This window comes from Acinetobacter sp. 789_lipA, assembly GCF_058242845.1.
The window spans coordinates 2,131,459-2,157,846 of the sequence record NZ_JBZAYS010000001.1; the positions used below are offsets into that span (position 1 = coordinate 2,131,459).

General features: G+C 41.1%; 25 protein-coding genes. 7 read left to right on the top strand and 18 right to left on the bottom strand.

Translation table 11 applies throughout. From position 1 onward, the window contains the following. Window positions 1-169: 169 nt before the first annotated feature. The 5 genes from AC4CUZ_RS10400 to AC4CUZ_RS10420 all read right to left on the bottom strand — a co-directional run bounded on the left by AC4CUZ_RS10400 (window position 170) and on the right by AC4CUZ_RS10420 (window position 4,407). Window positions 170-1,069, bottom strand: coding sequence for an MJ0042-type zinc finger domain-containing protein (locus AC4CUZ_RS10400; protein WP_148825806.1), 900 nt, complete (start codon window positions 1,067-1,069; stop codon window positions 170-172). A gap of 18 nt (window positions 1,070-1,087) precedes the next feature. Beyond that, window positions 1,088-1,990: a 50S ribosomal protein L11 methyltransferase gene (gene prmA / locus AC4CUZ_RS10405; protein ID WP_004696394.1), complete on the bottom strand. Its 903-nt coding sequence runs from the start codon at window positions 1,988-1,990 to the stop codon at window positions 1,088-1,090. A gap of 114 nt (window positions 1,991-2,104) precedes the next feature. Then, window positions 2,105-2,986, bottom strand: coding sequence for a bile acid:sodium symporter family protein (locus AC4CUZ_RS10410; protein WP_004696396.1), 882 nt, complete (start codon window positions 2,984-2,986; stop codon window positions 2,105-2,107). A gap of 44 nt (window positions 2,987-3,030) precedes the next feature. Further along, the gene (locus AC4CUZ_RS10415) at window positions 3,031-3,918 is read right to left on the bottom strand and encodes a bile acid:sodium symporter family protein (protein ID WP_004982071.1); all 888 of its coding nucleotides are present in this window, start codon (window positions 3,916-3,918) and stop codon (window positions 3,031-3,033) included. A 138-nt stretch (window positions 3,919-4,056) separates the two neighbouring features. Next, window positions 4,057-4,407: a hypothetical protein gene (locus AC4CUZ_RS10420; protein WP_004696401.1), complete on the bottom strand. Its 351-nt coding sequence runs from the start codon at window positions 4,405-4,407 to the stop codon at window positions 4,057-4,059. Window positions 4,408-4,660: 253 nt separating this feature from the next. Between AC4CUZ_RS10420 and mnmG the strand changes: the two genes are divergently transcribed. Both mnmG and AC4CUZ_RS10430 read left to right on the top strand, forming a co-directional pair. After that, complete coding sequence (gene mnmG, locus AC4CUZ_RS10425) at window positions 4,661-6,541, top strand: tRNA uridine-5-carboxymethylaminomethyl(34) synthesis enzyme MnmG (RefSeq protein WP_078389200.1); 1,881 nt, start codon at window positions 4,661-4,663, stop codon at window positions 6,539-6,541. 94 nt (window positions 6,542-6,635) lie between these two features. Then, complete coding sequence (locus AC4CUZ_RS10430; protein WP_419380819.1) at window positions 6,636-8,444, top strand: tetratricopeptide repeat protein; 1,809 nt, start codon at window positions 6,636-6,638, stop codon at window positions 8,442-8,444. A 438-nt stretch (window positions 8,445-8,882) separates the two neighbouring features. On the opposite strand, the gene AC4CUZ_RS10435 is transcribed toward AC4CUZ_RS10430, so the two are convergent. After that, entirely contained in the window at window positions 8,883-9,884 is a 1,002-nt protein-coding gene (locus tag AC4CUZ_RS10435; protein ID WP_078389314.1) for a helix-turn-helix transcriptional regulator, read from the bottom strand. A 239-nt stretch (window positions 9,885-10,123) separates the two neighbouring features. On the opposite strand from AC4CUZ_RS10435, the gene AC4CUZ_RS10440 reads away from it, so the two are divergent. From AC4CUZ_RS10440 to AC4CUZ_RS10460, 5 genes are read left to right on the top strand one after another with little or no spacing between them, the layout of a single operon-like run. Beyond that, window positions 10,124-11,674, top strand: a complete 1,551-nt coding sequence (locus tag AC4CUZ_RS10440) for a circularly permuted type 2 ATP-grasp protein (RefSeq protein WP_114836758.1) — start codon at window positions 10,124-10,126, stop codon at window positions 11,672-11,674. A 25-nt stretch (window positions 11,675-11,699) separates the two neighbouring features. Beyond that, window positions 11,700-12,302, top strand: coding sequence for an alpha-E domain-containing protein (locus tag AC4CUZ_RS10445; protein WP_114836757.1), 603 nt, complete (start codon window positions 11,700-11,702; stop codon window positions 12,300-12,302). After that, window positions 12,299-13,078, top strand: coding sequence for a transglutaminase family protein (locus AC4CUZ_RS10450; RefSeq protein ID WP_058869872.1), 780 nt, complete (start codon window positions 12,299-12,301; stop codon window positions 13,076-13,078). The genes AC4CUZ_RS10445 and AC4CUZ_RS10450 overlap by 4 nt, the downstream gene beginning before the upstream one ends. Before the next feature lie 24 nt (window positions 13,079-13,102). Next, window positions 13,103-13,837 carry a proteasome-type protease gene (locus tag AC4CUZ_RS10455; RefSeq protein WP_004696423.1) on the top strand — a complete coding sequence of 245 codons (735 nt, stop codon included), beginning with the start codon at window positions 13,103-13,105 and terminating at the stop codon, window positions 13,835-13,837. A gap of 47 nt (window positions 13,838-13,884) precedes the next feature. Further along, on the top strand, window positions 13,885-14,310 hold the full coding sequence (locus tag AC4CUZ_RS10460; protein WP_419380820.1) for a BLUF domain-containing protein: 426 nt from the start codon (window positions 13,885-13,887) through the stop codon (window positions 14,308-14,310). Between the two features lie 32 nt (window positions 14,311-14,342). On the opposite strand, the gene alr is transcribed toward AC4CUZ_RS10460, so the two are convergent. From alr to cyoA, 12 genes are all read right to left on the bottom strand, one after another. Continuing rightward, window positions 14,343-15,413, bottom strand: a complete 1,071-nt coding sequence (gene alr, locus AC4CUZ_RS10465; protein ID WP_114836755.1) for an alanine racemase — start codon at window positions 15,411-15,413, stop codon at window positions 14,343-14,345. Between the two features lie 47 nt (window positions 15,414-15,460). Further along, complete coding sequence (gene dnaB, locus AC4CUZ_RS10470) at window positions 15,461-16,906, bottom strand: replicative DNA helicase (RefSeq protein ID WP_004696432.1); 1,446 nt, start codon at window positions 16,904-16,906, stop codon at window positions 15,461-15,463. Window positions 16,907-17,179: 273 nt separating this feature from the next. Next, window positions 17,180-17,626, bottom strand: coding sequence for a 50S ribosomal protein L9 (gene rplI, locus AC4CUZ_RS10475; protein WP_004696433.1), 447 nt, complete (start codon window positions 17,624-17,626; stop codon window positions 17,180-17,182). Window positions 17,627-17,635: 9 nt separating this feature from the next. Then, window positions 17,636-17,863, bottom strand: coding sequence for a 30S ribosomal protein S18 (gene rpsR / locus AC4CUZ_RS10480; protein WP_004278792.1), 228 nt, complete (start codon window positions 17,861-17,863; stop codon window positions 17,636-17,638). Window positions 17,864-17,874: 11 nt separating this feature from the next. Continuing rightward, window positions 17,875-18,261 carry a 30S ribosomal protein S6 gene (rpsF, locus tag AC4CUZ_RS10485; protein WP_004278789.1) on the bottom strand — a complete coding sequence of 129 codons (387 nt, stop codon included), beginning with the start codon at window positions 18,259-18,261 and terminating at the stop codon, window positions 17,875-17,877. 144 nt (window positions 18,262-18,405) lie between these two features. Beyond that, window positions 18,406-19,161, bottom strand: coding sequence for a DUF3142 domain-containing protein (locus tag AC4CUZ_RS10490; protein ID WP_419380821.1), 756 nt, complete (start codon window positions 19,159-19,161; stop codon window positions 18,406-18,408). 6 nt (window positions 19,162-19,167) lie between these two features. After that, the gene (locus AC4CUZ_RS10495) at window positions 19,168-21,276 is read right to left on the bottom strand and encodes a PA5441 family protein (protein WP_490747571.1); all 2,109 of its coding nucleotides are present in this window, start codon (window positions 21,274-21,276) and stop codon (window positions 19,168-19,170) included. Window positions 21,277-21,388: 112 nt separating this feature from the next. Then, on the bottom strand, window positions 21,389-22,267 hold the full coding sequence (gene cyoE / locus AC4CUZ_RS10500) for a heme o synthase (protein ID WP_419381317.1): 879 nt from the start codon (window positions 22,265-22,267) through the stop codon (window positions 21,389-21,391). 10 nt (window positions 22,268-22,277) lie between these two features. Beyond that, complete coding sequence (locus AC4CUZ_RS10505; protein WP_026056475.1) at window positions 22,278-22,607, bottom strand: cytochrome o ubiquinol oxidase subunit IV; 330 nt, start codon at window positions 22,605-22,607, stop codon at window positions 22,278-22,280. Next, on the bottom strand, window positions 22,604-23,224 hold the full coding sequence (gene cyoC / locus AC4CUZ_RS10510) for a cytochrome o ubiquinol oxidase subunit III (protein WP_004696446.1): 621 nt from the start codon (window positions 23,222-23,224) through the stop codon (window positions 22,604-22,606). The genes AC4CUZ_RS10505 and cyoC overlap by 4 nt, the downstream gene beginning before the upstream one ends. A gap of 4 nt (window positions 23,225-23,228) precedes the next feature. Beyond that, window positions 23,229-25,217 carry a cytochrome o ubiquinol oxidase subunit I gene (gene cyoB, locus AC4CUZ_RS10515; protein ID WP_004982033.1) on the bottom strand — a complete coding sequence of 663 codons (1,989 nt, stop codon included), beginning with the start codon at window positions 25,215-25,217 and terminating at the stop codon, window positions 23,229-23,231. Between the two features lie 3 nt (window positions 25,218-25,220). After that, window positions 25,221-26,294, bottom strand: a complete 1,074-nt coding sequence (gene cyoA, locus AC4CUZ_RS10520; protein WP_004696450.1) for a ubiquinol oxidase subunit II — start codon at window positions 26,292-26,294, stop codon at window positions 25,221-25,223. Window positions 26,295-26,388 lie beyond the last annotated feature (94 nt).

The window sequence follows — 26,388 nt, forward strand, 5'->3', positions numbered from 1 at the left end:
CAATACGCGATATTTCGATAACGCGCATTTTTGCTGATGTTCTATTTGTATTAAAAGACTGAGGAGATTGCAGCACTAAGCTTTTGTGGCGCGTATCATACCATTGTCTAAGAAAAAGTGAGCAAGAAAACTGCATTTTTTTTCACTTTTTTTACATTTTTTTTAAATTTTAGGGCTGGACTATTTCTAAACTGTAATGATTGAAGCTTTTACGGCTGACTGGCAGGCTAAATTTGAATTTGAACGGACTATTTTTAGGAATTCGTTTGATTCCAACCAGGCTATCAATCAAGTATTCATTTGCATGCAGTTGATAGGTTGAATCGACTTCACCATCCACTTTTAAAATGACCTTAAGATCTGGTAGCGGAAGGCTGGTGTCATGATAATTGATCAGTTCACCTGAAAATTGAGTTTTCTGTGCATCGAGACGTTTTACTTTTAATTTATTAATGCTGATCAGACTGTACCGTTCTTGTAGGCTGCTACAGTTCAGTACGAGACAAATTTTATTATAGGTTGCACCTAATGCGGGGCTATTATTGAGGATATGTGGGTTAAACCATAAGTATTGGAAACACAATAATGCCAATAAGCTGAAGTTAATCACACCCCAAAGCATATAGTACATCGGGCTTTTTTGCGGTTTCGCTGGATTGTTGTCTGCCAAATTCATGGCAGGATAGTTACCAATCGGGTCGGTACTAAAATAGTTTAAATTGTTTAAATAGGTTTTGAGGTCAATGTTGGAGTGCTCAACTTTCAGATTGAAAATATCAAGCAAATTTGATGTCGACATTGAAAGCGCAGCAGATTGCGATAAATCAAAATGAATGCTGTCTACGCGAGGAGAGGAAAATGCTGAATTTGAAGACATGCTCATGTCATTCTGATTCGACGATCTTTCCTCACCTGTGTCAAAAGTATGACCCGTGGTTAAATGCGAGAGCGCATTAAAGGTCATCGAACACTTTGGGCAACAAACCATACCTTGCGCAACAGTGAGTTGCGCAACACTTACTTTGTAGATGGTTAGGCATTTAGGGCAAGAGGTTTGTTTGTCGCTCATAGTGTATTAAGGGTTCATTTAAAGGGTGTGGCGTTTACCCGAGATTCGGCACCAGTTTTCATCACGTTTCTCGACCTCTAATATATCAAAAAACTCAGAATAAACACTAGAAACATCAGAAACTTGCTCTTCAATTACACCTGCAAGTGCGAACTCTCCCTCAGATTTGACTAAAGTTGCGAATTCAGGCGCTAACATCATGAGCGGGCCTGCCAAAATATTTGCAACAAAGACATCTGCTTTTTGGTCAGCAAGCTCTAAATTAAACTCATCTGGTAAGCCGACATAAAGGTTCTCAGCCACGCCATTGAGCGCCGCATTTTGTTCAGTGGCTAAAATTGCTTGAGGGTCAATGTCTGTGGCATAGACTTTTTTTGCACCTAGAAGTAGAGCAGCAACACCTAAAATACCTGAACCGCAACCATAGTCGATCACGATTTTATCTTTAACATCAGTTTTACCTAACCACTGCAGGCAAAGAAAAGTAGAGGCATGGTTCCCCGTGCCAAACGCTAAGCCTGGATCAAGTTTAATGTTGACTGCATCTGGTTCTGGTGCTTCCATCCATTCAGGAACGATCCAGTATTTGTCAGCAATTTGAATTGGTTCGTAGGCATCCATCCATGTGCGTTCCCATTCTTGGTCTTCAAGAAATTCGCTACGCATCGGTGCATCAGGCATTTGAGTGCGAATAAAAGTTTCTAATGCATTGACATCAATTTCTTCGTCGTCTTCTTGCGCATAGATACCCGTCACAATGACTTTATTCCAAAGTGGCGTTTCACCTGGAAGTGGTTCAAGTAAGTCTTGGTTTTCTGCATCATCTAATGTGACACTGACTGCACCCAAAGATTCTAAAAGGGTTTCAGTAAAATCGACTTGCGCTTGATCAACCGTAATATGAATTTGTAACCACTTCACAGGAATAACCTAATATTTATGTATAAATAAATATTGTAGCGGAACGGGGGGCAGTTCGACAGCATTCCTCAAAATAAAAAAGGATGCCGAAGCATCCTTAGATCTACATCTGTTCTAGGCTTGTTCTGTACTGGTTTGAACCGATGGAGCATAACGGTTGAGTAATGTCCCAAAGATGGCTGCAAAGATATACATAAAAATAGAATAGACCGCTGCGGGCATGGCAATGGTGGTACTGGCCATCACGGTAAGTGCAATGGTCATGGCAAGGGTGCTGTTATGAATGCCAATTTCAAAGGCACAGGCCCGAGCTTGAGCACTATTGATCCCCAGTAGTCTTGGTACAAAATAACCGATCATTAAACTGCAAATACAGAAAATGACTGTGGCTAAACCGACCTGAGTCAGATATTCCAGAATATGTGCGCGTTCTTTGGCTATTGCTCCAACAATGATTAAGACCAAAAATACAACAGAAAAAATACGCAATGGTTTATTCAGCCTCTTGGTAAAAGAGGGTGCATAGTGGCGAATCAACATACCAATACAGACGGGGATAAGAATAATAGCGAAAACCTGTAAGATTTTACTAAACTGCATACTGACGTGTTGTCCATCCTGCATAAAGTATTGAATGGCAAAATTGACAATTAGCGGTAAGGTAAACGCTGCAATAACGGAGTTAATCGCGGTTAAAGTAATATTGAGCGCAATATCACCTTTAAACAAATAGCTAAATAAATTTGCCGTGCTCCCACCTGGGGAAGCCGCTAAGAGCATTAAGCCGACGGCAAGCAGTGGCGGTAAGTTGAGTACTATGCAAATTACAAAGGCAATCCCAACAAGAAGTACCAACTGACAAAATAAAGCAACCAATACTGCTTTGGGATGCTTGCTGACGCGTGCAAAATCCTTCGGAGTTAACTCTAAGCCCAAGCCAATCATGATGATGGCAAGAGCTAGGGGTAACATAATAGTTATAATTCCTGAATCCATAGGTGCATATTCTCCTTAAAATTATATAAATCATGACCGTGAACTTATTCAGCTACGGTCTCTTTCTTCAAAAATAAACTGTCATTTCTTCGCGAGATTAATAGGCCTAATAACGCAGCAAATACAAACATGAAAATAGAATAAATACCGGCAGGAATGGCCATGGCAGTGTTGCCTAAGACTGACAGGGCAACCGTAATGGCAAGTGCGGTGTTATGAATGGTGATCTCAAAGGAGCAAGTTAAGGCTTGCTTTTCTGGAATATTGGCAAGATGTGGCACAAAAAAACCAATAAACATGCTACAGAAGCAGAATAAGGCTACGGCAGGCCCAATCTCAAACACATATTCAACAAAATTATGTCGCTCTAAGTACAGTGCGAGAAAAAAGATAAAAAGAAGACAGCTTGCAGACAAAATACGCATTGGGCGGTTTAATCTGTCGGCAAGTTTTGGAAAGTAATAACGTAAAAACATGCCCATACTGACTGGAAGTAAAGTGATGAAAAAAACTTTCATCATTTTCATGGCGGGCATGTCAACGGGTTGTGATGTTTGTAGAAAGTACATCAGTGAAAAATTAATAATAAAAGGCAGGGTTAGTGTTGAAATGATGGAGTTCGTGGCTGTAAGAGTAATGTTGAGCGCAACATCACCTTTAAATAAATAGGTCAATAGATTTGACGTTGGTCCGCCCGGTGAGGCTGCAACGAGCATCAAACCAATCGCGAAAATAGGCGCTAAATTTAAAAATTGGCAAATCAGGAACGCAATGCCAACTAGCAGCACTAACTGTGAAAATAACGCGATGAAAATGACTTTGGGGTGCAGTGTGAGGCGATAAAAATCAGCTGGGCGTAGGTGTAAACCAAGCCCCATCATCATCAATGCCAAAGTCAAAGGCAAAAAAACTGTAAACAATTCCGAATCCATGGAATACCTTTTTTATTCGTTTTTTATCTTTTGTGTTTTTGAGTGTATACAGAATTCAATAATTTACAAGGTCGAAAAAAGGGTAAAAAATGGACTATTTTTTACCCTCAATACAGCATGAACTTTAAATTGTTTTGCTTACATTCTTGGTTTAGGTGCTACAAAACCAAGGGCACATTTGCCTTTAATTTCTTTACCTTCGATATTGATTGATGTCGCTTTTGAGTCGCCTTGGCAAATGCTGGCTAACTCAGCTTCATCACCATGAATATTGGCATTTTTTGAGCTTGGGAAAAATTGAGGTTCACAGGTACCATTCCAAATAATGCCTCGATAGGCAAAACTAACCGCTGTTCCTTGTGACTTGCCTTTACAGACTTGTTGATAACGTTGACTATCATAGACTTTTTCAACTTTGTCGTTGGCTGATACAAAAGGCGAAAAAAATAAACCGCAGAGAATGGATGAAAAAAGAATCTTCTTATTCATAATGCTTACCTTTGGTTGTTGTATGATCAACTTATAGGATAAAAAATGATCAAATTAATGCAAGGCTTTTCAGGTAACAAAACGCATCCTTTGTTGAGTTTTTGCTACTGCTCTGCAAGTAAAATTACATAAACCTAGTGCTGGCGCAGTAAGCACAGCACCGCATATACAATAAATTCCACGGAATCTGTCAACTTACAATCGAAAATTTGCTATAATCTTTCGTTATCATTTTTTAATCTCCTTTACCACTATGCATTATCCTAAAGTTTACGATGTCATTGTTATCGGCGGCGGTCACGCAGGTACAGAAGCAGCATTGGCTGCGGCACGTATGGGGCGACAGACTTTACTCTTAACTCATAATATTGAGACTTTAGGGCAGATGAGCTGTAATCCAGCAATTGGTGGTATTGGTAAATCGCATTTGGTGCGTGAAATTGATGCCTTGGGCGGTGCAATGGCATTGGCTGCCGATAAAGGTGGTATTCAGTTCCGTATCCTAAACTCACGTAAAGGTGCAGCCGTTCGTGCAACACGTGCACAGGCAGACCGTATTCGCTATAAAGCCGCGATTCGTGACACTTTAGAAAACCAAGCAAATCTCGATATTTTCCAACAAGCCGCAGACGACCTGATTGTTGAGGGTGATACTGTAAAGGGTGTTGTAACTCAAACGGGTATTCGCTTTGATGCGAAAACAGTTGTACTCACCGCAGGGACGTTCTTAGGTGGTGTAATCCACGTAGGGCTTGAAAAATCAAGCGGTGGCCGTGCAGGTGATCCACCTTCAATTTCACTGGCACACCGTTTACGTGAATTGAATTTGCCAGTGGGTCGTTTAAAGACAGGTACGCCACCACGTATTGATGCGCGTTCAGTTAATTTTTCTGTGATGATTCCACAGCCGGGTGATTTCCCATCACCGACTATGTCATTCATGGGTGATGCATCTATGCACCCTGAACAAGTGAATTGTTATATCACACATACCAATGAAAAAACCCATGACATCATCCGTGGTGGTTTAGATCGTTCTCCGATGTACACTGGTGTCATTGAAGGCGTGGGCCCACGTTACTGCCCATCTATTGAAGACAAAATTCACCGCTTTGCCGATAAAGACTCACATCAAGTGTTCTTAGAGCCTGAAGGTTTAGATACACATGAGCTTTATCCAAATGGTATTTCAACTTCACTTCCGTTTGATGTGCAGTTTGAATTGGTTCGTTCAATTCGCGGGATGGAAAATGCGCACATTTTACGTCCGGGCTATGCTATTGAATACGATTATTTCAACCCGCAAGCATTGAAGTTTACTTTAGAAACCAAAGCCATCAATAACTTGTACTTTGCCGGTCAAATCAATGGTACGACAGGTTATGAAGAGGCGGGTGCACAAGGTCTACTAGCAGGCTTAAATGCTGCGCGTCGTGCGTGGGATCAAGAGCAATGGACACCAAAACGTGATGAAGCCTATATGGGCGTATTGGTGGATGACTTGATTACGCTCGGTACGAAAGAACCGTACCGTATGTTTACTTCACGAGCCGAATATCGTTTGATGCTACGAGAAGACAATGCGGATCAACGTTTAACGCCAGTGGGTCGTGAAATGGGTTTGGTGGATGATGAGCGTTGGGCAGCTTACTGTGAAAAAATGGAAGCGGTTGAACTGGAAACAGGTCGCTTACAACACCTTTGGGCGGCACCAAACAACCCAATGGGCAAAAAGTTTGTCGAAATGACGGGTGCAGATTTATCGAAAGAATGCTCTGCGATTGATTTGTTAAAACGTCCGAATATTTCATTTGCTCAAATTGCGGAGCTCACAGGTTCAGAAGTGTCTGCACAAGTGGGCGATCAAATTGAAATCGCGGTGAAATATGCAGGTTATATTAACCGTCAGCATGAAGACGTTGCGCAAATGAAGCGTTTGGAAGAAACCAAAATTCCAGCCGATTTTAATTATGATGTCGTTTCAGGGTTATCTCGTGAAATTACTTTAAAATTGAAAGATGTACGTCCTGAGACATTGGCTCAAGCAAATCGTATTCCGGGGGTAACACCTGCAGCAGTGCAATTAATCATGATTACGATCCGTAAAAATGCACAAGCGAAAAAATCTGCTTAATATTTGAAAGTTATTGAAAAAGTCCGCTTTATGCGGGCTTTTTTTTGGGTAAAATCTGTGCAGGGGAAATATACAATAAAAAATAAGGTGAATTATGTCATTACATTATAAAAGCGGAGAAGAGATTCGCGCGGGTGATGTGGTTATCTGGCTCAATCAAAGTAGTGAGTTTTATCAATTTGATCAAGCCATTATGAAAGTTTGGGAGGTTGCTAAAACCAATGATGGAGAACTGGTTGGGGTAAATTTAATGCCACCAGAAGCAGAATCTCCTATGCAGATGCTGAGAGCTTTGGTTCGACCCAAAGATCCTGAGCCATCTTCTGACATTGTGAAAATGCAAGATGTTCCGGGACTCTATACCATTACACGATGGTTTTTACCCTTGGAGCAAGTATCTAAAAGTTTGGGATTGATTGAACGTATTGAGTGTTTTTCTGAGCATGAAACAGGACATGGAGCGTTAATCCTTCAACTCATTCGAGGTAAAGCCGAGCAACATCGGGGTATTTATCAATATTATTTGGCAGATCAAGCCTACCAAGAGCGTGAGTTTCAGCTCTATATTGATTTACTACGTCAATCTGCTCAGTCGGGTTATACCCCTGCGATGTGTCAGTTAGCGCAGCAATTATTCATAGGCGGAATTTTACAAAAAAGTCTAGAAGGAAGCTTTAACTGGTATCGAGAAGCCGCGTCCAAAAAGGATAGCATAGCGCTATATCAGTTGGCGGGATGCTATGCACGAAGTCATGGCACCGAACAAGATTTACAAAAAAGTTTGCAGCTCTTGGAACAGTCCTCCGAACAGGGTTGTTGGGCAGCCACATTGGGGTTGGCGGCTTATTATCGTTTTGGCTGGTTAACGTGTTTCTTGGTCAATTCAGTTTATCCAAATTATGGCGTGGTGAGCGAACATGTGATTAATTCGGCACGAGCATTTTATCTGTATCATCGAATCTCGTCACAAGCGCCCGAAACTGAAAAAGGTGTTTTGGCAAATGCTTATTATCATTTAGGCTGGATGTATCAAGATGGTATTGGGACTCAACAAGACTACGAGCAATGTGTCTATTGGTATCAAAAGTCTGCTGATCTGGGTAATCCCGTTGCGATCAATAATTTAGCGGATAAGTATGAGCATGGTTTAGGTGTACCACTTGATTTAGATATGGCAATTGGACTGTATCAACAAGTAGCAGGTCAGGTCATAGCGGCAGATTTAAGTTTGGGTCGTATGTATTTAGAAGGACGAGGTGTTGAGCAAGACTTCGAATTGGCTCGAAAACATTTAAATGTAGTACTGGATGCGCGTATCACTGGGATAGATGAGATGCAGGCAGAAGCAATGCAATTAATCGCATCCTTTACCGAAGAAAGTCCACTGCAACAGGCTCAACATGTTCTCAAAAATGCACGGGACTACTCAATTGATCAGGTTAATGAACAAATCCAAAAGATTGATTCATTTCTGCATATGGATGAAGCCAAACAACTATTCTTCAAACTATTTTTACTGAATGCCCAAAAAGGTGAGGCATCTTCACAGTACCAAGTGGGTTATTGGTATTTAAATGGCTTGTACACTGAGAAAGATTTGGAAGAGGCTGTGTATTGGATTCAAAAAGCGGCTGATCAAAAAGACCAATATGCGGAATGTAAAATTGGCTATTTGTATGAAAAAGGGCTCTATTTTAATGCTGATTTAGACGTTGCACAAAAATGGTATGAGCGCTCATTACGAAAACCTTGTACATCGTATACGCCTGAATATATCGGAGAGCAGTTGAATCCTGAGTATTTGAAAATGTATGACAGAATCAATAATGAAGCCCTCAAGGGATTAGTGCGTATTGAAGAAAAGCGGCCTAAACGTAGCAAGTGGCAATTTTGGAAGAAATAAACGCGGATGATTTGTAACGATTGCTGATGAGAAAGGTTTTTGCGATCGGCATTTGGAAATGCAAGGGCCTAATCATAAGCCTGCTGACCATAAGGCTGGCTTTTTGTTTTGGCAGATAAACAAAGCAAAATAGTTGTTTAAGATAAAAACAGATAAAAATAGCCAATCATGTTATTTCACAAAAGTATTGCCATCTTTTAAATTGATTTTACGTTCTTAACATGAGGTCAACACCATGACGATGAAATCGATCCGTTTTAACAGTGGAGAGCTTGCATGCCAATGCTAGTTTGTATCAATCACCAAAAACAGCGCACTTATCTTGGTTTAGGGGAGGCATTAAACCAAGATGAGCAATGAAAACGACAAACCCAAGCAATTCAAATATCTAATACCAAAAAGACTGTAAAGCCCCTAATACTTGGGGCTTTTTTTATTTTAGTCGGTGATGGTCTGATTAACTGCATCACGAACTTCTTTGGGTTCAATGTGACTAATTTTATGACCAAAACTACGTAACCACCACACCAGTTGATTGGTAAAAGGTACGGTAGCATGAACCAAGATTTGCCCATTTCCAAGCGGTTCTAAAACCTGATTGGTACTGAGTTTGGTTTCTTCCAAATACAGCGCATCTATTTCAGTCATAGTCAGGGTAAGTGCAACGGTTTCTGTAGGTTTTGAAAAGTCTACACGGAAACCTAATGCGCCCGATTCGATATATTCATCGATATCAAAATTGACTGGGTGTAAGGCACGAGTGTTTAAAACCGTCGCTGATTTGAAACGGTGCAGTGCAAAGGTTTGAATATCAGTTTTGTCGTGGCGGGTACAAATCAGATAAATAATTGCACCTTTTTGAACCAGTGCGAGTGGATTGAGCGTATAGGTTTTTGCTTCAACCGCTTGGTTTAAGCCTTGATAAACGCATTCCAGCTGTTTGTCTTGGAGCAGCCCTTCATAGATGGCTTGCTGCGCTGTTTTTTCCACAATCGGGGGAATCAGCGGTTGTGTCGCAGGCACAATGCGTACACGGTTAATCCATTGGCGTACATTGTTTTGGGTAGAGAGACTACGACGTGCTAAGTCAAACCATGGGTTCATTTCTTCAATTAAGCTTGGTGGAAGAAGATGTTTAAGGTGTTCTTCAACCATCATAAATGTCACCGCTTGAGAGCTGGTCATGTGCGGTAAGCTTTGAATTGGAGCATCAGAACGCCAACGCCAACCTTGAGGCACAGCCCCATTGTTTTCAATTGGGAAGCGTTGAGAGATTTGGTTTAAATCACGTTGAATAGTTCGCAAAGTAATGTCGATACCTTCACGTTGTAAAATCTCTTGCAGCTCTCGAGTGCCCATCCATTTTCCAGTGGAAAGGCGAGACAAAATTTGCCATTGGCGATAGAGACTATTGGACGTTTCTTTTTCTTGTATAGACATAGTTTAATAAAATATAGGAGTCGAAATTACTTACTTGAATGTGAACACAATAAGAAAACTCATTCGTTTAAGCAAGCTTTGCTTGAAATTTTTCAGTTATATTTTTTGACACAACTTAATGCGAAATAGAATTGAAGCAATGCGTTTTTTATCGATTAATAAACAAAGCATCTTTAGAAATCCATGGCATAGATATTGCTACGTATGGGTTACATATCGATAACAATTGAGAGGTTTGTATGTTTAAAGAAGATAAAGATACAAATGTAAATACGATGTTGGACGGATATAAGCTTAACTCTCCTGTATTAAATCCGATTCACTCTCATGATCGTCTATCGAGCCAGTCTGTTGGATTGTTTCATCAAATGACCTCGAATTTCTTTAATGAAATGACAGATGACCAAGCGATGTCTGGTGAGGCTTGTGCGCGTATTGAGCACTGGTTGTCACAGCATAGTGTAGAAGAACTCGAAGAACTAAACCAAATTGCCAAACAGCATTTTTTATATGAAGGTATTACGTTTACTGTATATGGTGAATCTGAGGGCATTGAGCGCACCATTCCTTATGATTTAATTCCACGTGTGATCGCTAAACAACAATGGAATAAAATCTCCCTTGGCTCTGCACAACGTGTGCGAGCTTTAAATCTATTTTTACATGATATTTACCATCAACAAGACATTCTCAAAGCGAAAATTATTCCAGAACTGCAAGTGTTGACGCATGAAGCTTATCAACCGCATATGTATGAGCACCGTTTAAAAGGTCAGATTTATAGCCAAATTAGTGGGATTGATATTATCCGTGATGGGCAGGGTGAGTTTTATGTACTCGAAGATAATTTAAGAACGCCATCGGGTGTATCTTATATGCTTGAAAGTCGTAAGATTAGTGAAAAACTCATGCCAGATTTGATGCAGAAGAACCATATTTTAGGCATAGAACAATACCCACAATTACTAAAAGAAATCTTGGCTGAAAATGCTTATGTCGATCAGCCTTTCATCGTGGTGTTGACACCGGGACGTTTTAATAGTGCCTATTATGAACATGCTTTTTTAGCCCGTGAAATGGATGTGCCTTTGGTGACATCGCGTGATTTGTTTGTAGAGCATGATAAAGTCTATGTCAAAACCATTCGGGGCCGTCAACGAGTAGATGTGATTTACCGACGTTTGGATGATGCTTATCTTGATCCGCTGTGCTTTATGCCGAATAGCACTTTAGGTGTTGCAGGGCTGATGTCCGCTTATCTGAGTCATAACGTGGTTATTGCGAATGCACCAGGCACAGGGGTTGCGGATGATAAATCGATTTATCCTTATGTCGATAAAATGATTCAGTTTTATTTAGGTGAAAAACCTATCTTAAAAAATGTTCCGACATATCAATGCCGTGACAAGCAAGATTTGGCTTATGTACTGGAGAACCTTGAGCAGTTAGTGGTCAAAGAGGCGCAAGGTTCGGGTGGGTATGGTATGCTGATTGGACCGCAAGCCTGTAAAAGCCAAATTGAGCAATTTAGAGATAAGCTCATGGCGACGCCGCATTTATATATTGCCCAGCCTACTTTAGAGCTTTCAGTTAGTCCAACCATGACTGAATCGGGTGTGTCTGAGCGTCATATTGACCTTAGACCGTTTGTGCTCAGTTCACCCTATCGTACCGAAATTGTCCCTGGCGGTTTAACACGTGTTGCGATGAAAGAAGGTTCGTTGGTGGTCAACTCATCCCAAGGAGGAGGAATTAAAGACACTTGGGTCGTGGAAAACTTACATTCATAAAATAAACAAATATGAGGGTAGAACTATGATTTTATTAAGCACCAATGCTGAAAATATTTTTTGGTTAGGGCGTTATTTAACACGTACTCAATATTTGTGTGCTCAGTTTCCTTTTACCCAAGACCAGCCTGCAATGGATTATGCGCATGCATTTTGTTTGCCTGCTTTTGATGCGTGCTCACTGAATGAGCTGATTTTAAACCCAAACAACCCTGCTTCATTTAACCAGCAATTTCAAAGCGCCAAGAGTAATGTTCAAGACTTGCGTGGGATTCTATCTGCAAAGGCCTATGCAGAACTGAATCAATTTATCAAAAATGCCACTGAAAACACCGCCTATATTTGTGATGTGGTTGGAGAGTGCCAGGATGTGATTGAGTCTGAAGCCAGTGATGTCTTTTTATTCTTTAGTTTGGGGCAAATGATTGAGCAGCTTGACCGTCAAATTCGCCTGAAACAAGATGCACAAAATACTTTAGTTGAAATAGAAAACATCGTCATGTTGTTAAAAGAAATGGGCTGGCTAAATCTGGCACAGGCTTGGCTAGAGCTCAAATCGCAACCTGATGCGATGAATTTTTATCATTTTAGTGATTATATTCAACAATTGTTTGAGGTTGATGTATGAAACTTATGATCAATCATCAAACGCATTATCAATATAGTGAATTGGCCCTGAATAGCATTCAATATATCAAAATGACACCTACGAATAATTCACACCAAAAGGTATGTCATTGGCATGTGAGTGTGCCAGGAGAGCGTGAAGAAAAACGGGATGCCTTCCAAAATATTTGGATTACCAGTTCGCAACGTGAAGCCTATCAACAGCTGACCATAATGGCGCAGGGCATTGTTGAAATTAATAGCTTGGCAGAACATGGCATACAAGATCGTCTGAATCCCAATTTATTTTTACAACCGACGCCCAATACTCAGTGCAATGCCGAAATGAAGGCATTTGCACATCAGTATGTGCCTGAGCTGAATCGGGAAAATTTGATGAAACTGTCAGAAGCAGTTTTAGCGCATATTCCTTATGTATCTGCCGAAACCTCGGTGCTCACTTCGGCAATCGATGCATTCAATGGGCAGCAAGGCGTATGTCAGGACCATAGTCATGTTTTTATTGCCATGTGTAAGCATCTGGGCTTACCGGTACGTTATGTATCGGGGTATTTGCATGTGCCTGAAACTTCACACCTCGCCAGTCACGCGTGGGCCGAGGTGTATATTGATGATGCATGGTATTGTTTTGATACCAGTAATCAATTGTTCAAACCACAGTCACATATCTATGTAGCTATTGGGCGCGATTATTGGGATGTAGCTCCCGTTCGTGGCGTACGTGAAAAAGGTGGGATGGAATCGATGCATTCCATGGTACAAGTTTTAAGTTGTTAAGGTTTAGCTGAAAAAGGATGTTCTATGACCTATTGTTGTGCACTTCGTCTTCAAGATGGTTTGGTTTTTATAAGTGATACACGTACGAACGCAGGTGTAGACCATATATCCGTGTTTAGGAAACTGTATACCTTTGGTGTGGAGGGTGAACGCTTTATTGCGATTCAAACCTCAGGAAACTTAGCAACGACCCAAGCGGTGATTGGGCATTTAAAAAATCATCTGGAGTTAAGCCAAGAACCGAATTTATATAGTGTCAATACCATGTTCGAAGCAGCTGAGTTGGTCGGGCATACTTTGAAAAAAGTCTTGGCGGATATGGCACCAGACACACAAGAACAAAGTAATTACTACTGTAGCTTATTGGTCGGTGGGCAAATTAAAGGGGCTGAAATGCAACTTTACAATATCTACCCGCAGGGCAATTTTATTTGTGCGACCAAAGATACGCCGTATTTTCAAATTGGTGAAAGTAAATATGGCAAGCCAATTCTAGATCGTGCATTACGGTATGACATGCCCTTAGACGAAGCGGTGAAGTGTAGTTTGATTTCTTTTGATTCAACCTTGCGGTCTAATGTTTCTGTAGGTTTGCCCTTAGATGCTTTGGTGTACACGAGAGATAGTTTACATATTCCAGTGGGTAAGCGGATTGATGAAGAAGATCCGTATTTTTCAAGCATTAGCAAGCAATGGTCAGATACATTAAGAAAAGGATTGCAAGAATTGGCAAAGCCGACGGATGACTATTTAGTATAAACGTGCTAAATGCTAAAAATAATGAAATCAATCAATTGGGGAAGTCTATGCAGCAAATTTGCTATGCAAGTACTTCAACTTCGGATCATGTACAGCTTCTTCAAGATGTTCGGGACATTTTAAGCGAAGCGCGTGATTTTAATGCAGTACATAATATTTCAGGTGTTCTTTATTATGCAGATCAGCATTATTTCCAGTGCTTAGAAGGGGATGAAGCTGCTTTAGAATTATTAATGTCAAAATTATTGAAAGACCCTAGACATAAAGATATTAAAGTCTTTGAGGCGAAAACCATTCGCGCGGCACATTTTAGAGCTTGGGGCATGAAGTATGTGCAACGTATGAGTCGCGTACATACCAAAATGCGTGAGATGGGTTTTGCAACATTTGAACCGCAGAGTATGAGTCAACAACAAATTGATCAGTTGTTGCAAGATCTTTACGATGCCCAGTCTGATGAGAGTTTAGGTTGATAAAAGCCCAAGTTCTACTTGGGCTTTTATGGCTAGATTTGCTTACGTGTAGGGCGATTGCTTAACCGGCAAAGTAGCTCATAACCAATGGTTCCATTGGCTTCCGCAACATCGTCAACTAAGCGATTTTCACCCCAGAGCTCAACTTTTGTACCGAGGCCGGCATTTAAACCCGTCACATCGATCGCAATCATGTCCATTGCTACTCGGCCCACAACAGCTACTGCCTGACCATTTATAGCAACATAGTTTTGCTTTGAAAATGCACGTGGATAGCCATCTCCATAACCAATCGAAACAATGGCCAGTTCAGTTTCTTGGTTCGCGACAAAATGCGAACCATAGCCGACACCTTCACCTGCTTGAATGGTATTTAATGCAATAATTTCCGCCGTGAAGGTCATAACTGGCTTTAAGTCTAAGTCATGTGCATTTTTATCGGCAAAAGGTGATGCACCGTATAGCATGATGCCGGGACGAACAAAATCAAAATTAAGTTCAGGCCATTTAAAAATAGCAGCTGAGTTACAACATGAGGCTAGAATTGGTGAGCACGCTTCTTTGATGTGTAGGAATTGCGCACGTTGCTGCTCATTGAGTGGGTGATCCGCATCGGCATTGGCAAAGTGCATTGCTAGGACACATGTAAAGCCTTCTGCTTTTAAAGTGTTGATAACATCAATGATTTCGGCAACTTTAAAGCCTAAACGGTTCATACCGCTATTGAGTTTGACCCATACTTTAAGCTTTTGTGCGATATACGCGGTTTTATGTGCGATTAACCAATCGACTTGTTGTTGCTGATGAACCACACACTCGATATTTTGCTCAATGACGGTTTGCATTTCATCTGCTGAGAAAACACCTTCAATCAGTGTAATCGGTTGTGTAAAGCCGAGTTCACGAATCTCTAATGCTTCTTGTAAACAGGCGACGCCAAAGGCATCGGTTTCACTTAAGGCTGCTAAACAGTCTTTGACTCCGTGTCCATAAGCATTGGCTTTGACCATGCTGACGATTTTCGCGTTTGGGGCAAGTTGTTTGACACGGTTTAAATTATATTGCAGCGCTTGGCTATCAATATAAACTGTTGCTTGACGCACCCTAATTACTCCTACAGGGTCATGGAAAGGCGACGATGAGGCTTTAATTATTCCTCATCATCGTACTGAGCATAAAACTCAGGGGATAAGTTACTAAAGCGGGTATATTGGCCTTCGAAAGCAAGTCGAACGGTACCAATAGGGCCGTTACGTTGTTTACCAATAATAATTTCGGCAGTGCCCGCTTCTTTGGACTCTTTGTTATAGACTTCGTCACGGTAAATAAACATGATTAAGTCGGCGTCCTGCTCGATCGCACCGGATTCACGTAAGTCTGACATCACGGGGCGTTTGTTTGGGCGGTTCTCGAGGGAACGGTTAAGCTGCGATAGTGCAATTACAGGGCACATCATTTCTTTGGCAAGAGCTTTTAAGCTTCGTGAAATTTCTGAAATCTCACCTACACGGTTATCACCCATGCCTGGCACTTTCATCAGCTGTAAATAATCGACCATGATGCAGCCGAGTTTACCATCGTGCTGTTTGGCAATACGACGTGCGCGAGCACGAACTTCTGTAGGCGGAAGAGCAGAGGAGTCATCGATATAGAGCTTTTTCTCTTGCAGTTGCAAAATGGTGCCCGTCACTTTTGACCATTCATCGCCATCGAGTTTACCTGAACGTAAATGTCCCTGATGGACTTTCCCGTAAGATGAAATTAAACGCATGGCGATGGAGTCGGCTGGCATCTCCATGGAGTAAACCAAGGCAGGTAAGTCATTATTAAACAGCACGCTTTCCACTAAATTCATGGCAAAAGTGGTTTTACCCATCGATGGACGCGCTGCAACAATAATCAAATCACCTGCTTGCATGCCCGAGGTTTTATTGTCGAGTTCAAGAAAGCCTGTGGTTAAGCCTGTAATGCTGCCTTCCATTTGCGACAGCTCATTCAGCTTATCAAATACATCAGCTACAACTGTATTGATGGCTTTAGGCCCTTGAGCTTTGGCATTGTTATTGTGTTGTTCTGCCAAAGAGAAAATATTAGTTTCGGCCAAATCTAAAATTTCACTGACGTTACGACCTTTGGTGTCATAGGCATTTTGTAAAATTTCAGAACTAACCTTGATCATGCTGCGCAAAGTCGAAAATTCTTTGATCTTGGTGGCATAAGTTTCCATGTTATAGAAACTAGACGGGGAGTCTGCCATCAATTGCATCAGGTACTCTTCACCACCAACCGCATCGAGTAGGTTTTGTGTGGTGAGCCAGTCATGCACTAAAACCGCATCATAGGGTGAGCTGTCTTTGGAGAGTTGTGCAATCGCGCGAAAAATATATTTATGGCGCGTCGCATAAAAGTCATTTTCAGTGAGTACATCGCCAACTTGTTCAAAGGATTCAGCAACCGTCATTAAAGCGGCAAGTACGGCTTGTTCCAATGCTAAGTTATGCGGAGGTGTACGGAATTCTTTCAGTTGCCCTGACTCATTCGGTTTATTGTCTTGTTTCGATGAGCTCTTTTGAGCAGTGGCATTCGCCTGTGACATATAACGCCCTGATTTTTAATACAGTAAGAGGGATAACTTAAGATAAATTTCACTGTAAATTTGGAAAAAATTACAGCCATTTAACTGTATGCACTTTATCAAAAAATGCAGCTGCTGTGTGCTGAATTCAAGGCTTATGGATAAAACCCATAATATTCAAATTTGGCATTTTGCGGGGCAGGCTGATGAAGTTTTAAGCTGAGCGAAGAAACTACTTTTTCATAGAGATAAAAAAAAGAGCATGCAAAAGCATGCTCTTTTTTTTGCAAGAAATTACTCAGATACGATAGTAACGAGAACTTCAGCAACAACATCATGGTGCAATTGGATTGCGATGTTGAATTCGCCAGTGTGACGAAGTGCACCGTTCGGTAAACGAACTTCTGCACGGTCAACTTCAAGACCAGCATTTGTTAACGCGTCAGCGATATCACGAGTACCGATAGAACCGAATAGTTTACCTTCGTCACCAGCTTTCGCAGTGATTACGATGTTAACTTCGTCTAATTGGCTAGCACGTGCTTGAGCAGCAGCTAAAACATCAGCTTCAGCTTTCTCAAGTTCAGCGCGACGAGCTTCAAAAGCAGCAGTGTTAGCTTCAGTAGCTGCTACTGCTTGACCTTGAGGGATAAGGTAGTTGCGGCCGTAACCAGCTTTAACTGAAACTTTATCGCCTAATTTACCAAGGTTTTTAATGCGTTGTAATAAGATAATATCCACAGCTCAACCTCACTTATGATTGTCAGTGTAAGGGATCAAAGACAAGTAGCGAGCTTGTTTAATAGCAAGCGCTAATTGACGTTGGTAACGAGCTTTAGTACCTGTAATACGGCTAGGAACAATCTTGCCGTTTTCAGTGATGTACTGTTTTAAAGTGTCGATATCTTTGTAGTCGATGTACGTAACGTTCTCAGCTGTAAAGCGGCAGAACTTGCGACGACGGTAAAAACGTGCCATTGATGTTCTCCTTATGCTTCAGCAGAGTCTTGAGCGTGTTGTGCTTCTTCACGTTGAGCTTTACGCGCACGTTTTTCTTCAGCACTCTTAGCCAATAGTGACTCTTCAGTGATAGCGTTCTCACGACGGATGATAAGGCTACGAATAATTGCATCGTTGTAACGGAACAATTCTTCTAACTCATCAAGAGTAGTTTGACCACACTCAACATTCATAAGAATGTAGTGAGCTTTGTGGATCTTGTTGATTGGGTAAGCCAATTGACGACGGCCCCAGTCTTCAAGACGGTGGATTTGACCTTCAGCTTCTTTGATGTGAGTTAGGTAGCGTTCTACCATACCAACGACTTGATCGCTTTGATCAGGGTGTACTAAAAGTACGATTTCGTAATGACGCATTGTCAGCTCCTTACGGTTTAAACAGCCCCTAACAAAAAAGTTGTTAGAAGCAAGGAGTCACAACCTAGGTTGTGTCGCATTAGATGCGAAGGGGGAATTTTAGAGACTTTGCTCGCCAAATTCAAGAACTTCTCTTAAAAAGCCCTAATTATTTTGAGGTTTTGAGCGTAAAAGGAAGACGACATAGCCTTTAAAGTTCGGATCATTTTCAAGCTTGGGCGGTCTATGCCACTCACCATATTGAACAATGCCAATTTTATAAGGCAGTTTTAGTGCTGAAACTTTTTTTAGATAAGCTGCATAGTTGGGTATGGTGGTTGAACTTTGATAAGTTTGAATGACCAACTCATCGATGGTGTTATTCAGGAGGTTTAAAGTCTCTTGGTTTGTCACATTGGTCCAGTCCATTAAACCAGTGATACTGAGTTGATAGTGCTGCGGTAATTGTTTTCTTAATTGACTTAAGAATAGGGCATATTGGTGGATATGTCTGGTTTTGGCATCGAAATCAATTTGTATGCCTTGAATATGATTCCCTGCATTTTCCCATTGCTGAACGCGTTTTAAAATTTGTGTAAGCTCTTGGCCTTGCCAGTCTAAATGATAATTACGAAAAACCAGCCACACCTTTTGCTGAGGAATTGTTAAGACGCTTACGCCTTGCGGTATGAGCTTAGAGTGATGTGTTTGGGAATCTAAACGGATTTCACCTTGTAAAATATAAAGTTCTTTAGCCGCATTTAGGTAAGGGGTAGATGAAATATTGCCCCAAATCCAAAATGCATCATAGTCTTCGGCATTTACCTGACCAGATGTTGAAGCTAACTGACTCGGCTGACAAGCCATGATGCTGAGCATACAGATCAGCGTCATAACAACGGAAAAAATCTGCTTCAACATATAGTCTTACCAGTAATACTTTAAAGATTGTGCCCAAGAGGTACTTGGATAGTCGCGTTTAATGTGGTCGAACCATTGTTTACGGGTAGATTTTTCAACCTCTGCATCCTGACAGTCATTCATCCCGCTTGGTGAATAACACATGATTGAGCGATAAAGCGCATACGCTTTTAAATCAGGTACAGAACTGGATTTGATGATGTCCTTATACACTTGGCCACGGGCAAAAATTGCACCTTGGAAGCGAGCAGTTTCTTTTTCTAAAGCAGTGACATAGCTTATGTTGTAGCCTTGAGACGAGCGTGCATATTCGCCCAAACAAAGTCGGAGCTTTAGATCTTGAGGTGAATTTTCAAGTTTTTGAGTCAGGCTGAATAAGTCAGGGCATTGCATTTGTGGCGTGATTTTTGTTCCTGCCCAAATGAAATCACTGAAAGGCGGTTGGTTTTTATAATTTTTATATGTTTCTGAATCATATTTATACTTCGCGGCATCTTGTGGTAGCAGTACAAAGGCTTGATTAAACAGTTTAAAGTTTTGATGTACCAATGACTTTTGCAAAGTTTTATATAAAGCTAAATTTTTTTGATCTGTATTTGATGCTTTGCTCTGGACAATTTGCATTAAGCTTTTTTCATTGGCTTCATTTTCAATAAAACTTTTTTGTAATGAAGCTTGTTTGATTTTAGCATCTGAACCGATGAATAGGTTCGCGCTTTGCTGTTGGGCATAATGTGGATACAACATCAGCTCAAACAAGCCACGCTGTTCGATGGACTTTGATCGACTAAGCCAACCCTCCCAATATTGCTGCACATTTTGAGTTTGTCCGAGTTTTTCTAAAATACGACCTTTTAATAATATTTGACTGAGTTGAAGGTAACTATCGATTGAATTAGAAGAGTGTTCTGGCAAATATTTTAAAGCTTCAGCTGGTTTGTTCTGCACAAAGAATAAGTGATTGGCTTGTAGGTATTGGAATAGTTCTGGCTGACTCTTAAATAGTGTTTTTTGGTTGTTGAGTTCAGACCAGCTTAAGACTTTATCTTCTGCTGATGTTGCCTGACGCATTTGCATTAAATCTGAAATGGTCAGAAAGAAGGGATCTTTTAGATTTTTTGGATTGAATGAGTGGCTTTGAAAAACATGGCGATCCATTTCAAAGGCTAGATTATCGAGCTCTAAATTATAGTATTTGGAATCAGGATGATTGATTTGCCATGCGAGTTCGCTGGTCAGGAGTTCGGTATTTCCACTCAGCCAATAACAACGACGTAGTAAACCGCGTGCGCTTGCCGCATATTTTCCCTCAGGGAAGCGTTTGAAGTAGGTAGTGATATGCTCATAGGTATTTTTGAGTAAAGTCTGATTTACTTTATCGATTTTTAAATCACCATATTCACCGATACCCGACTGATAGCTTTCATTGAGGCTGCTACGGATCAACATATATTGCGATGTTTCTTTGATCCAAGACTGATCAACCGTAGTTAATACTGAGTAAATTTTAGTAGCTGTGGAAAAGTTACTATTATAAAAGGCAATGGTTGCATTTAAATAAGACGCATACTGACGTGCTTGTATAGACCAGTTCGGATTGACTTGGATGAGGGCAAGATCACGGTCACAGGCCGAGATATTTTGTCTTTCTTGAATCAGTAAATCTTTTTCCACTTTGCTGAGATTTTGGTCGGCTTTCACCTGTTGGGTAAATTGATCCGCACCATTGTCTAGACTACTGCAATGTTCTTGGTAAGGAGTCTTTTGATTGTTTGGTTTTAATCGGGCATTCGGTCGTTTATTGGTTGCGCTTTCAAACAATGTTTTAGCCGCAAATGGTACGTTGCTATATTCAGTTTCCCAAAGCGGACTATTTGGCTGATTAAAATTCAATTTGGCCAAGCCCATGTCGCTCAGGAGTAGGAGCATATTGGTTTGATTGTCATTGGCGGGCGTGAGCGCAGGCAAATTGTCACAGGCTGTATAGGCATTGGTTTGAATGTTGGTCGATGGGTAGCAAGTAACATCAAAACCAGAAAAACTGTGCGTGCTATAAGCAAGAGTGATAGGGAATAGACTAATAAAAATAGATTTTTTAAAAAATTGTGATGGCATTTTCATTACAGAGTATGAGTTATTGTTGTGTCTGCTATGGTAACAATTTAAAGACTAGACTTAAATATTGAATAAGTTGAAATAAAAAAAAGATAGAGAGAACTCTATCTTTTTAAAACAGCGGCAAATGTGGAGCAGGTGAGACATAGCTAAAACTAAAACTAAAACTTAATGCAGTAATTAAAATCACTGAATATAAGAAATAGCGTTTTGCCCAAACCTGATCATTTTCAGCTTTAAAACCAATGATTGATAAATATACCCAATAAGCACAGAGTGCGTTAAAGGTGATAAGAAAAAACATATTGGTATAGCCAAAACAATACAAACCATTTAACACCGCAGCAAACAGCAAGACATAAATCAAGCTTTCAACTTTCGTGCGAAAAATTGAACGTGCTACAGGTAAAATTGGTATGCCTGCATTTTTATAGTCGTCAAAGCGGTATACCGCAATTCCCCATGAATGAGGCATTTGCCAAAGTGCATATGCTAAGAAAAGCAACAGTGCGGCAACATCAAATTCATTGGTCACAGCTGTATAGCCGATCACTGGTGGACTAGCACCAGAAATACTTCCAATCACGGTTTGGTGAATGGATGTGCGTTTGCTCCATAGACTATAAAAAATCACATAAACCACAAAACCAAGTACAGCAAAGCCAAAGGCATAAGCATTAACAAAGAACCAGAGTAGGGCGAAACCTAATATTCCAAGCGCAGCAGAAAATGCCAAAGCAACGGAAGGCCTGATGGTTTTTTTAACTAATGCACGGTTCATCGTCCGTTCCATCTTTTGATCAATATCTTGATCAATGACGTTATTGACGACACAGCCAGAAGCAACAACCAGTGTTGTACCGAGTAGAGTGATGAGAAGGAGGAGGAAATCTACAGACCCCTGAGCGGCTAAAAAGAAGCCGCCCAGAGTGGTAACGAAGTTACCAAAGAGAATTCCTGGTTTAGTCAGGAATAAATACTTTTTCAACATGACGATCAGTTTAGATCATCATGTTGTAGTGTAAGTAGTTCATAATCCATACAGAGCCGACTAGAAGTACAGCAATACAAAGTACTGTATAGATAAATGCAATCACGTTCCAACGTTGCTCTGAAGATGAGTTCATGTGCAAGAAGTAAACTAATTGAACTAGAACCTGAGCAACCGCTGTAATTGCGATAACCGCCATAACAATACCGCGACCAAAACCACCAGCCATTACCATACCGAATGGAATTACGGTCAGGATAACTGAAAGGATAAAGCCGATCGTGTATTGCTTGGTGTTACCGTGTGAAGCACCAGCTGAGTTATGATCGTGACTCATTATAGAACTCCCATCAAGTAAACTACGCTGAATACACAGATCCAAACGATGTCAAGGAAGTGCCAGAACAAGCTTAGGCAAGCAAGACGACGAGTGTTTGGAAGAGTCAAACCATTTTTCTTGATCTGAATCATCAAAATGATCATCCATACCAAACCTGAAGTTACGTGAATACCGTGCGTACCTACTAAAGTAAAGAACGACGATAAAAACGCACTTACGCTTGGACCGTGGCCAGCATGAACTAAGTGATTAAACTCATATAGTTCCATGCCGATGAATGAAGCACCGAATAACCAAGTGATCGCTAACCAAGTTAAAACTTGGTTGACGTTCTTTTTGTATGCAGCAAGAACCGCAAAACCAAAAGTTACAGAAGAGATCAAGAGAGCGAAAGTTTCAGTTAAAACGAAACCTAAAGACTCACCGAATAATTCTTTTGCACTTGGTGTGCCCATAGGCACATGGCTACTTAAAACAGCGAATGCAATGAAGAGTGTACCGAATAGAATCAAGTCACTCATCAAATAAGTCCAAAAACCAAAGACGGTGATGTCGGTATCATCGTGGTGATGATGCTCATCGTGTCCGTGGTTTTCGTGATGAAGTACGTCAGCCATTGTCTTAGTCCTTCTTCAAATGTTTTTCAAGAATCGCGTAACGTTCATTTTCAATACGCTCAACTTCAGCAGCAGGAACATAGTAGTCCACTTTCTTCGTAAACGAAGACGCGATGAAGCTGATAATAGCAGCGATGAACATCACAACAACTAACCACCAGATATGCCAGATTAAACCAAAGCCCATAACAGTAATGAACATGGCAATCACAACACCAGCAGCACGATTCGTTGGCATATGAATGTCTTCGTATGAAGTAGGTTTCGCATACGCTACGCCATTCTCTTTGTCATTCCAGAACGTATCAATACCATTGATTGTTGGAAGATGAGCAAAGTTGTAGAACGGAGCAGGAGACGAAGTCGCCCATTCAAGTGTACGACCATCCCATGGATCGCCTGTAAGGTCGAGGTTGTCGTTGCGTTGTAAGTAACCAACAACAATCTGCATAACGAAACATGCAATACCAATCGCGACTAACACAGAACCGAAGAATGCAATAGCAATGTACGGATCCCATTCAGGGTTGTCATATGTATTCAAACGACGAGTCATACCCATGAAACCAAGGATATAAAGTGGCATGAATGCGAAGTAGAAACCGAAGAACCAGAACCAGAACGCAGCTTTACCCCATGCTTCATTGAGCTTCCAACCAAACATTTTCGGCCAGTAGAAAATGATGCCGGCAAACATACCAAACACCACACCACCGATAATTACGTTATGGAAGTGAGCAATCAAGAACAATGAGTTGTGTACAAGGAAGTCCGCAGGTGGAACCGCCATTAATACACCAGTTAAACCGCCAATACCGAATGTTACAAGGAAGCCAAGCGTCCATAACATAGGAGTAGTGAAGGTGATACGACCCTTATACATTGTGAATAACCAAGAGAAGATTTTCACACCTGTAGGAATCGCAATAACCATGGTCATGATACCGAAGAACGCATTCACGTTCGCACCAGCACCCATGGTGAAGAAGTGGTGAAGCCATACTACGAACGCAAGTACTGTGATCGCAATTGTTGCATACACCATTGATTTGTAACCGAACAACGTTTTACGAGAGAACGTTGATACAACTTCAGAGTAAATACCAAATGCTGGTAATACTAAGATGTATACTTCTGGGTGACCCCATGTCCAAATCAAGTTTACATACAACATTGGGCTACCACCCATGTCATTTGTAAAGAAGTGGAAACCGAAGTAACGGTCAAGCGTTAACATCGCAATTGTTGCTGTTAACACTGGGAACGACGCAATGATCAATACCGCAGTACATAAAGATGTCCAAGTAAAGATCGGCATGTCCATAAGAGACATACCAGGCGCACGCATTTTAATGATGGTAACGAAGAAGTTAACACCCGTTAATAGCGTACCTAAACCTGAAATCTGAAGTGCCCAGATATAGTAGTCCACACCCACGCCTGGAGAGTATTCGATACCTGAAAGAGGAGGATAAGCCATCCAACCTGTTGCAGCGAATTCACCAATTGCAAGAGATGCCATCATTAAGCCTGCAGCACCAGCAAATAACCAGAAGCTTAGAGAGTTTAATAATGGAAAGGCAACGTCACGTGCACCAATTTGAAGTGGTACAGAGATGTTCATTAAGCCAACAACTAGACCCATTGCTACGAAGAAGATCATGATTACACCGTGTGCGGTGAAGATCTGATCGTAGTGTTCTGGGTGTAAATAACCTTCACCGCCACCTTTTGCAAGGAACAGTTGAAGACGCATCATAATCGCATCGGCGAAACCACGCAAAAGCATGATGATCGATACGAAAAGATACATGATACCAATTTTTTTATGGTCGACTGATGTGAACCATTCGTTCCACAAGTAGCCCCATTTTTTAAAGTAGGTAATACCAGCAACAACTGCGATACCACCTAAGATCATCATTGCAACTGTGACCAGTACAATTGGATCGTGCGGAATAACGTCCGGACCTAACTTACCTAAGAAGCTCATGTCTTATTCCCCTACAACTGATGAAGCAGGTTCAACAGCGGCATGTGCTTCAGATGAAGCAGCCCCGTGAGCACCCGCAGTCGCTGAGTGATCAGCACCGTGATAGTTGCTCATATATTTGCTGATGACTGACTTAAACAAGCCTTCCTCTACAGAAGAGTAGTAAGTCACAGGGTGTGGCTTAGTTGGATAAGGCTTCATTGCCTCAGCAGCAGCCTTCTCTTCAGGAGTTTTTGCTTTTGAAATCAAAACTTCAATTTGGTGTTTACCACGGTTACCGTCACGTAAAGACTCAAATTCAGCTTGATCTAAAATTGTTTTTTGTACAGCTTTAGGATTAATGCTTGTACCGTTACCTGCTTTAACTGCAGCAACCCATTCAGCGAATTGAGCGTCAGTTACAGAGTGAGCACGGAAGCGCATTTGCGAGAAGCCGTAGCCTGAATAGTTTGAAGAGAAACCGCGGTAGCCTTCAGCTGGGCTAGTTCCATCTGCTAACAAATTCAAGTGCGTTTGCATGCCTGCCATTGCATAAATTTGACCACCTAACGCAGGGATGAAGAACGAGTTCATCGTGAAGTTAGAGGTAATTTTAAGTGCAACTGGAGTTTTTTCAGGGAAACGAATTTCGTTAACCGTCGCAATGTTAAGATCAGGGTAAATGAAGATCCATTTAAACTGTTCTGCAATGACTTGAATATTTACAGGTGCTTTATCAGATTCGAGTGGGCGGTAAGGGTCATACTTGTGTGAACCCCACCAAGTTAACCAAGCCAGAATACCAATAATAATGACAGGAATACCCCAAACTACAATTTCAATTGCAGTAGAGTGTGCCCATGTAGGTTTATAGTCTGCATCTTTATTCGACGCGCGATATTTCCAACCAAACCATAATGCCATTACGACTGATGGAATAACCACCAATAGCATTAAATAGATCGCAGTCATCATTAAGTCAGATTGACCTTGTGCAACTGGACCTTTTGAGTTTAGAAGTACCATATCACCACCACACCCAGTTAAGAGCGCGGCGATCGCAGATAAAGACAATACAGCTAAAATCGTTTGTCTCATTTTACAACCTCGGTGAAGAGTCCCATTCCCTAATAAAATTGGGATAGCGATTAAAGTGTCGCATGATTGAAAAGTTTCTTTTTAAGTCTAAAAA

Excerpts from the sequence above, each read along its gene's own strand:
- mnmG (WP_078389200.1), top strand. The coding sequence starts at position 4,661 with ATGCATTATCCTAAAGTTTACGATGTCATTGTTATCGGCGGCGGTCAC.
- AC4CUZ_RS10450 (WP_058869872.1), top strand. The coding sequence starts at position 12,299 with ATGAAACTTATGATCAATCATCAAACGCATTATCAATATAGTGAATTG.
- AC4CUZ_RS10440 (WP_114836758.1), top strand. The coding sequence starts at position 10,124 with ATGTTTAAAGAAGATAAAGATACAAATGTAAATACGATGTTGGACGGA.
- rpsR (WP_004278792.1), bottom strand. The coding sequence starts at position 17,863 with ATGGCACGTTTTTACCGTCGTCGCAAGTTCTGCCGCTTTACAGCTGAG.
- rpsF (WP_004278789.1), bottom strand. The coding sequence starts at position 18,261 with ATGCGTCATTACGAAATCGTACTTTTAGTACACCCTGATCAAAGCGAT.
- AC4CUZ_RS10435 (WP_078389314.1), bottom strand. The coding sequence starts at position 9,884 with ATGTCTATACAAGAAAAAGAAACGTCCAATAGTCTCTATCGCCAATGG.
- cyoB (WP_004982033.1), bottom strand. The coding sequence starts at position 25,217 with ATGAGCTTCTTAGGTAAGTTAGGTCCGGACGTTATTCCGCACGATCCA.
- cyoE (WP_419381317.1), bottom strand. The coding sequence starts at position 22,267 with ATGTTGAAAAAGTATTTATTCCTGACTAAACCAGGAATTCTCTTTGGT.
- cyoC (WP_004696446.1), bottom strand. The coding sequence starts at position 23,224 with ATGGCTGACGTACTTCATCACGAAAACCACGGACACGATGAGCATCAT.
- AC4CUZ_RS10445 (WP_114836757.1), top strand. The coding sequence starts at position 11,700 with ATGATTTTATTAAGCACCAATGCTGAAAATATTTTTTGGTTAGGGCGT.
- dnaB (WP_004696432.1), bottom strand. The coding sequence starts at position 16,906 with ATGTCACAGGCGAATGCCACTGCTCAAAAGAGCTCATCGAAACAAGAC.
- AC4CUZ_RS10430 (WP_419380819.1), top strand. The coding sequence starts at position 6,636 with ATGTCATTACATTATAAAAGCGGAGAAGAGATTCGCGCGGGTGATGTG.
- AC4CUZ_RS10455 (WP_004696423.1), top strand. The coding sequence starts at position 13,103 with ATGACCTATTGTTGTGCACTTCGTCTTCAAGATGGTTTGGTTTTTATA.
- AC4CUZ_RS10410 (WP_004696396.1), bottom strand. The coding sequence starts at position 2,986 with ATGGATTCAGGAATTATAACTATTATGTTACCCCTAGCTCTTGCCATC.
- AC4CUZ_RS10460 (WP_419380820.1), top strand. The coding sequence starts at position 13,885 with ATGCAGCAAATTTGCTATGCAAGTACTTCAACTTCGGATCATGTACAG.
- AC4CUZ_RS10495 (WP_490747571.1), bottom strand. The coding sequence starts at position 21,276 with ATGCCATCACAATTTTTTAAAAAATCTATTTTTATTAGTCTATTCCCT.
- AC4CUZ_RS10490 (WP_419380821.1), bottom strand. The coding sequence starts at position 19,161 with ATGTTGAAGCAGATTTTTTCCGTTGTTATGACGCTGATCTGTATGCTC.
- AC4CUZ_RS10400 (WP_148825806.1), bottom strand. The coding sequence starts at position 1,069 with ATGAGCGACAAACAAACCTCTTGCCCTAAATGCCTAACCATCTACAAA.
- AC4CUZ_RS10420 (WP_004696401.1), bottom strand. The coding sequence starts at position 4,407 with ATGAATAAGAAGATTCTTTTTTCATCCATTCTCTGCGGTTTATTTTTT.
- cyoA (WP_004696450.1), bottom strand. The coding sequence starts at position 26,294 with ATGAGACAAACGATTTTAGCTGTATTGTCTTTATCTGCGATCGCCGCG.
- AC4CUZ_RS10415 (WP_004982071.1), bottom strand. The coding sequence starts at position 3,918 with ATGGATTCGGAATTGTTTACAGTTTTTTTGCCTTTGACTTTGGCATTG.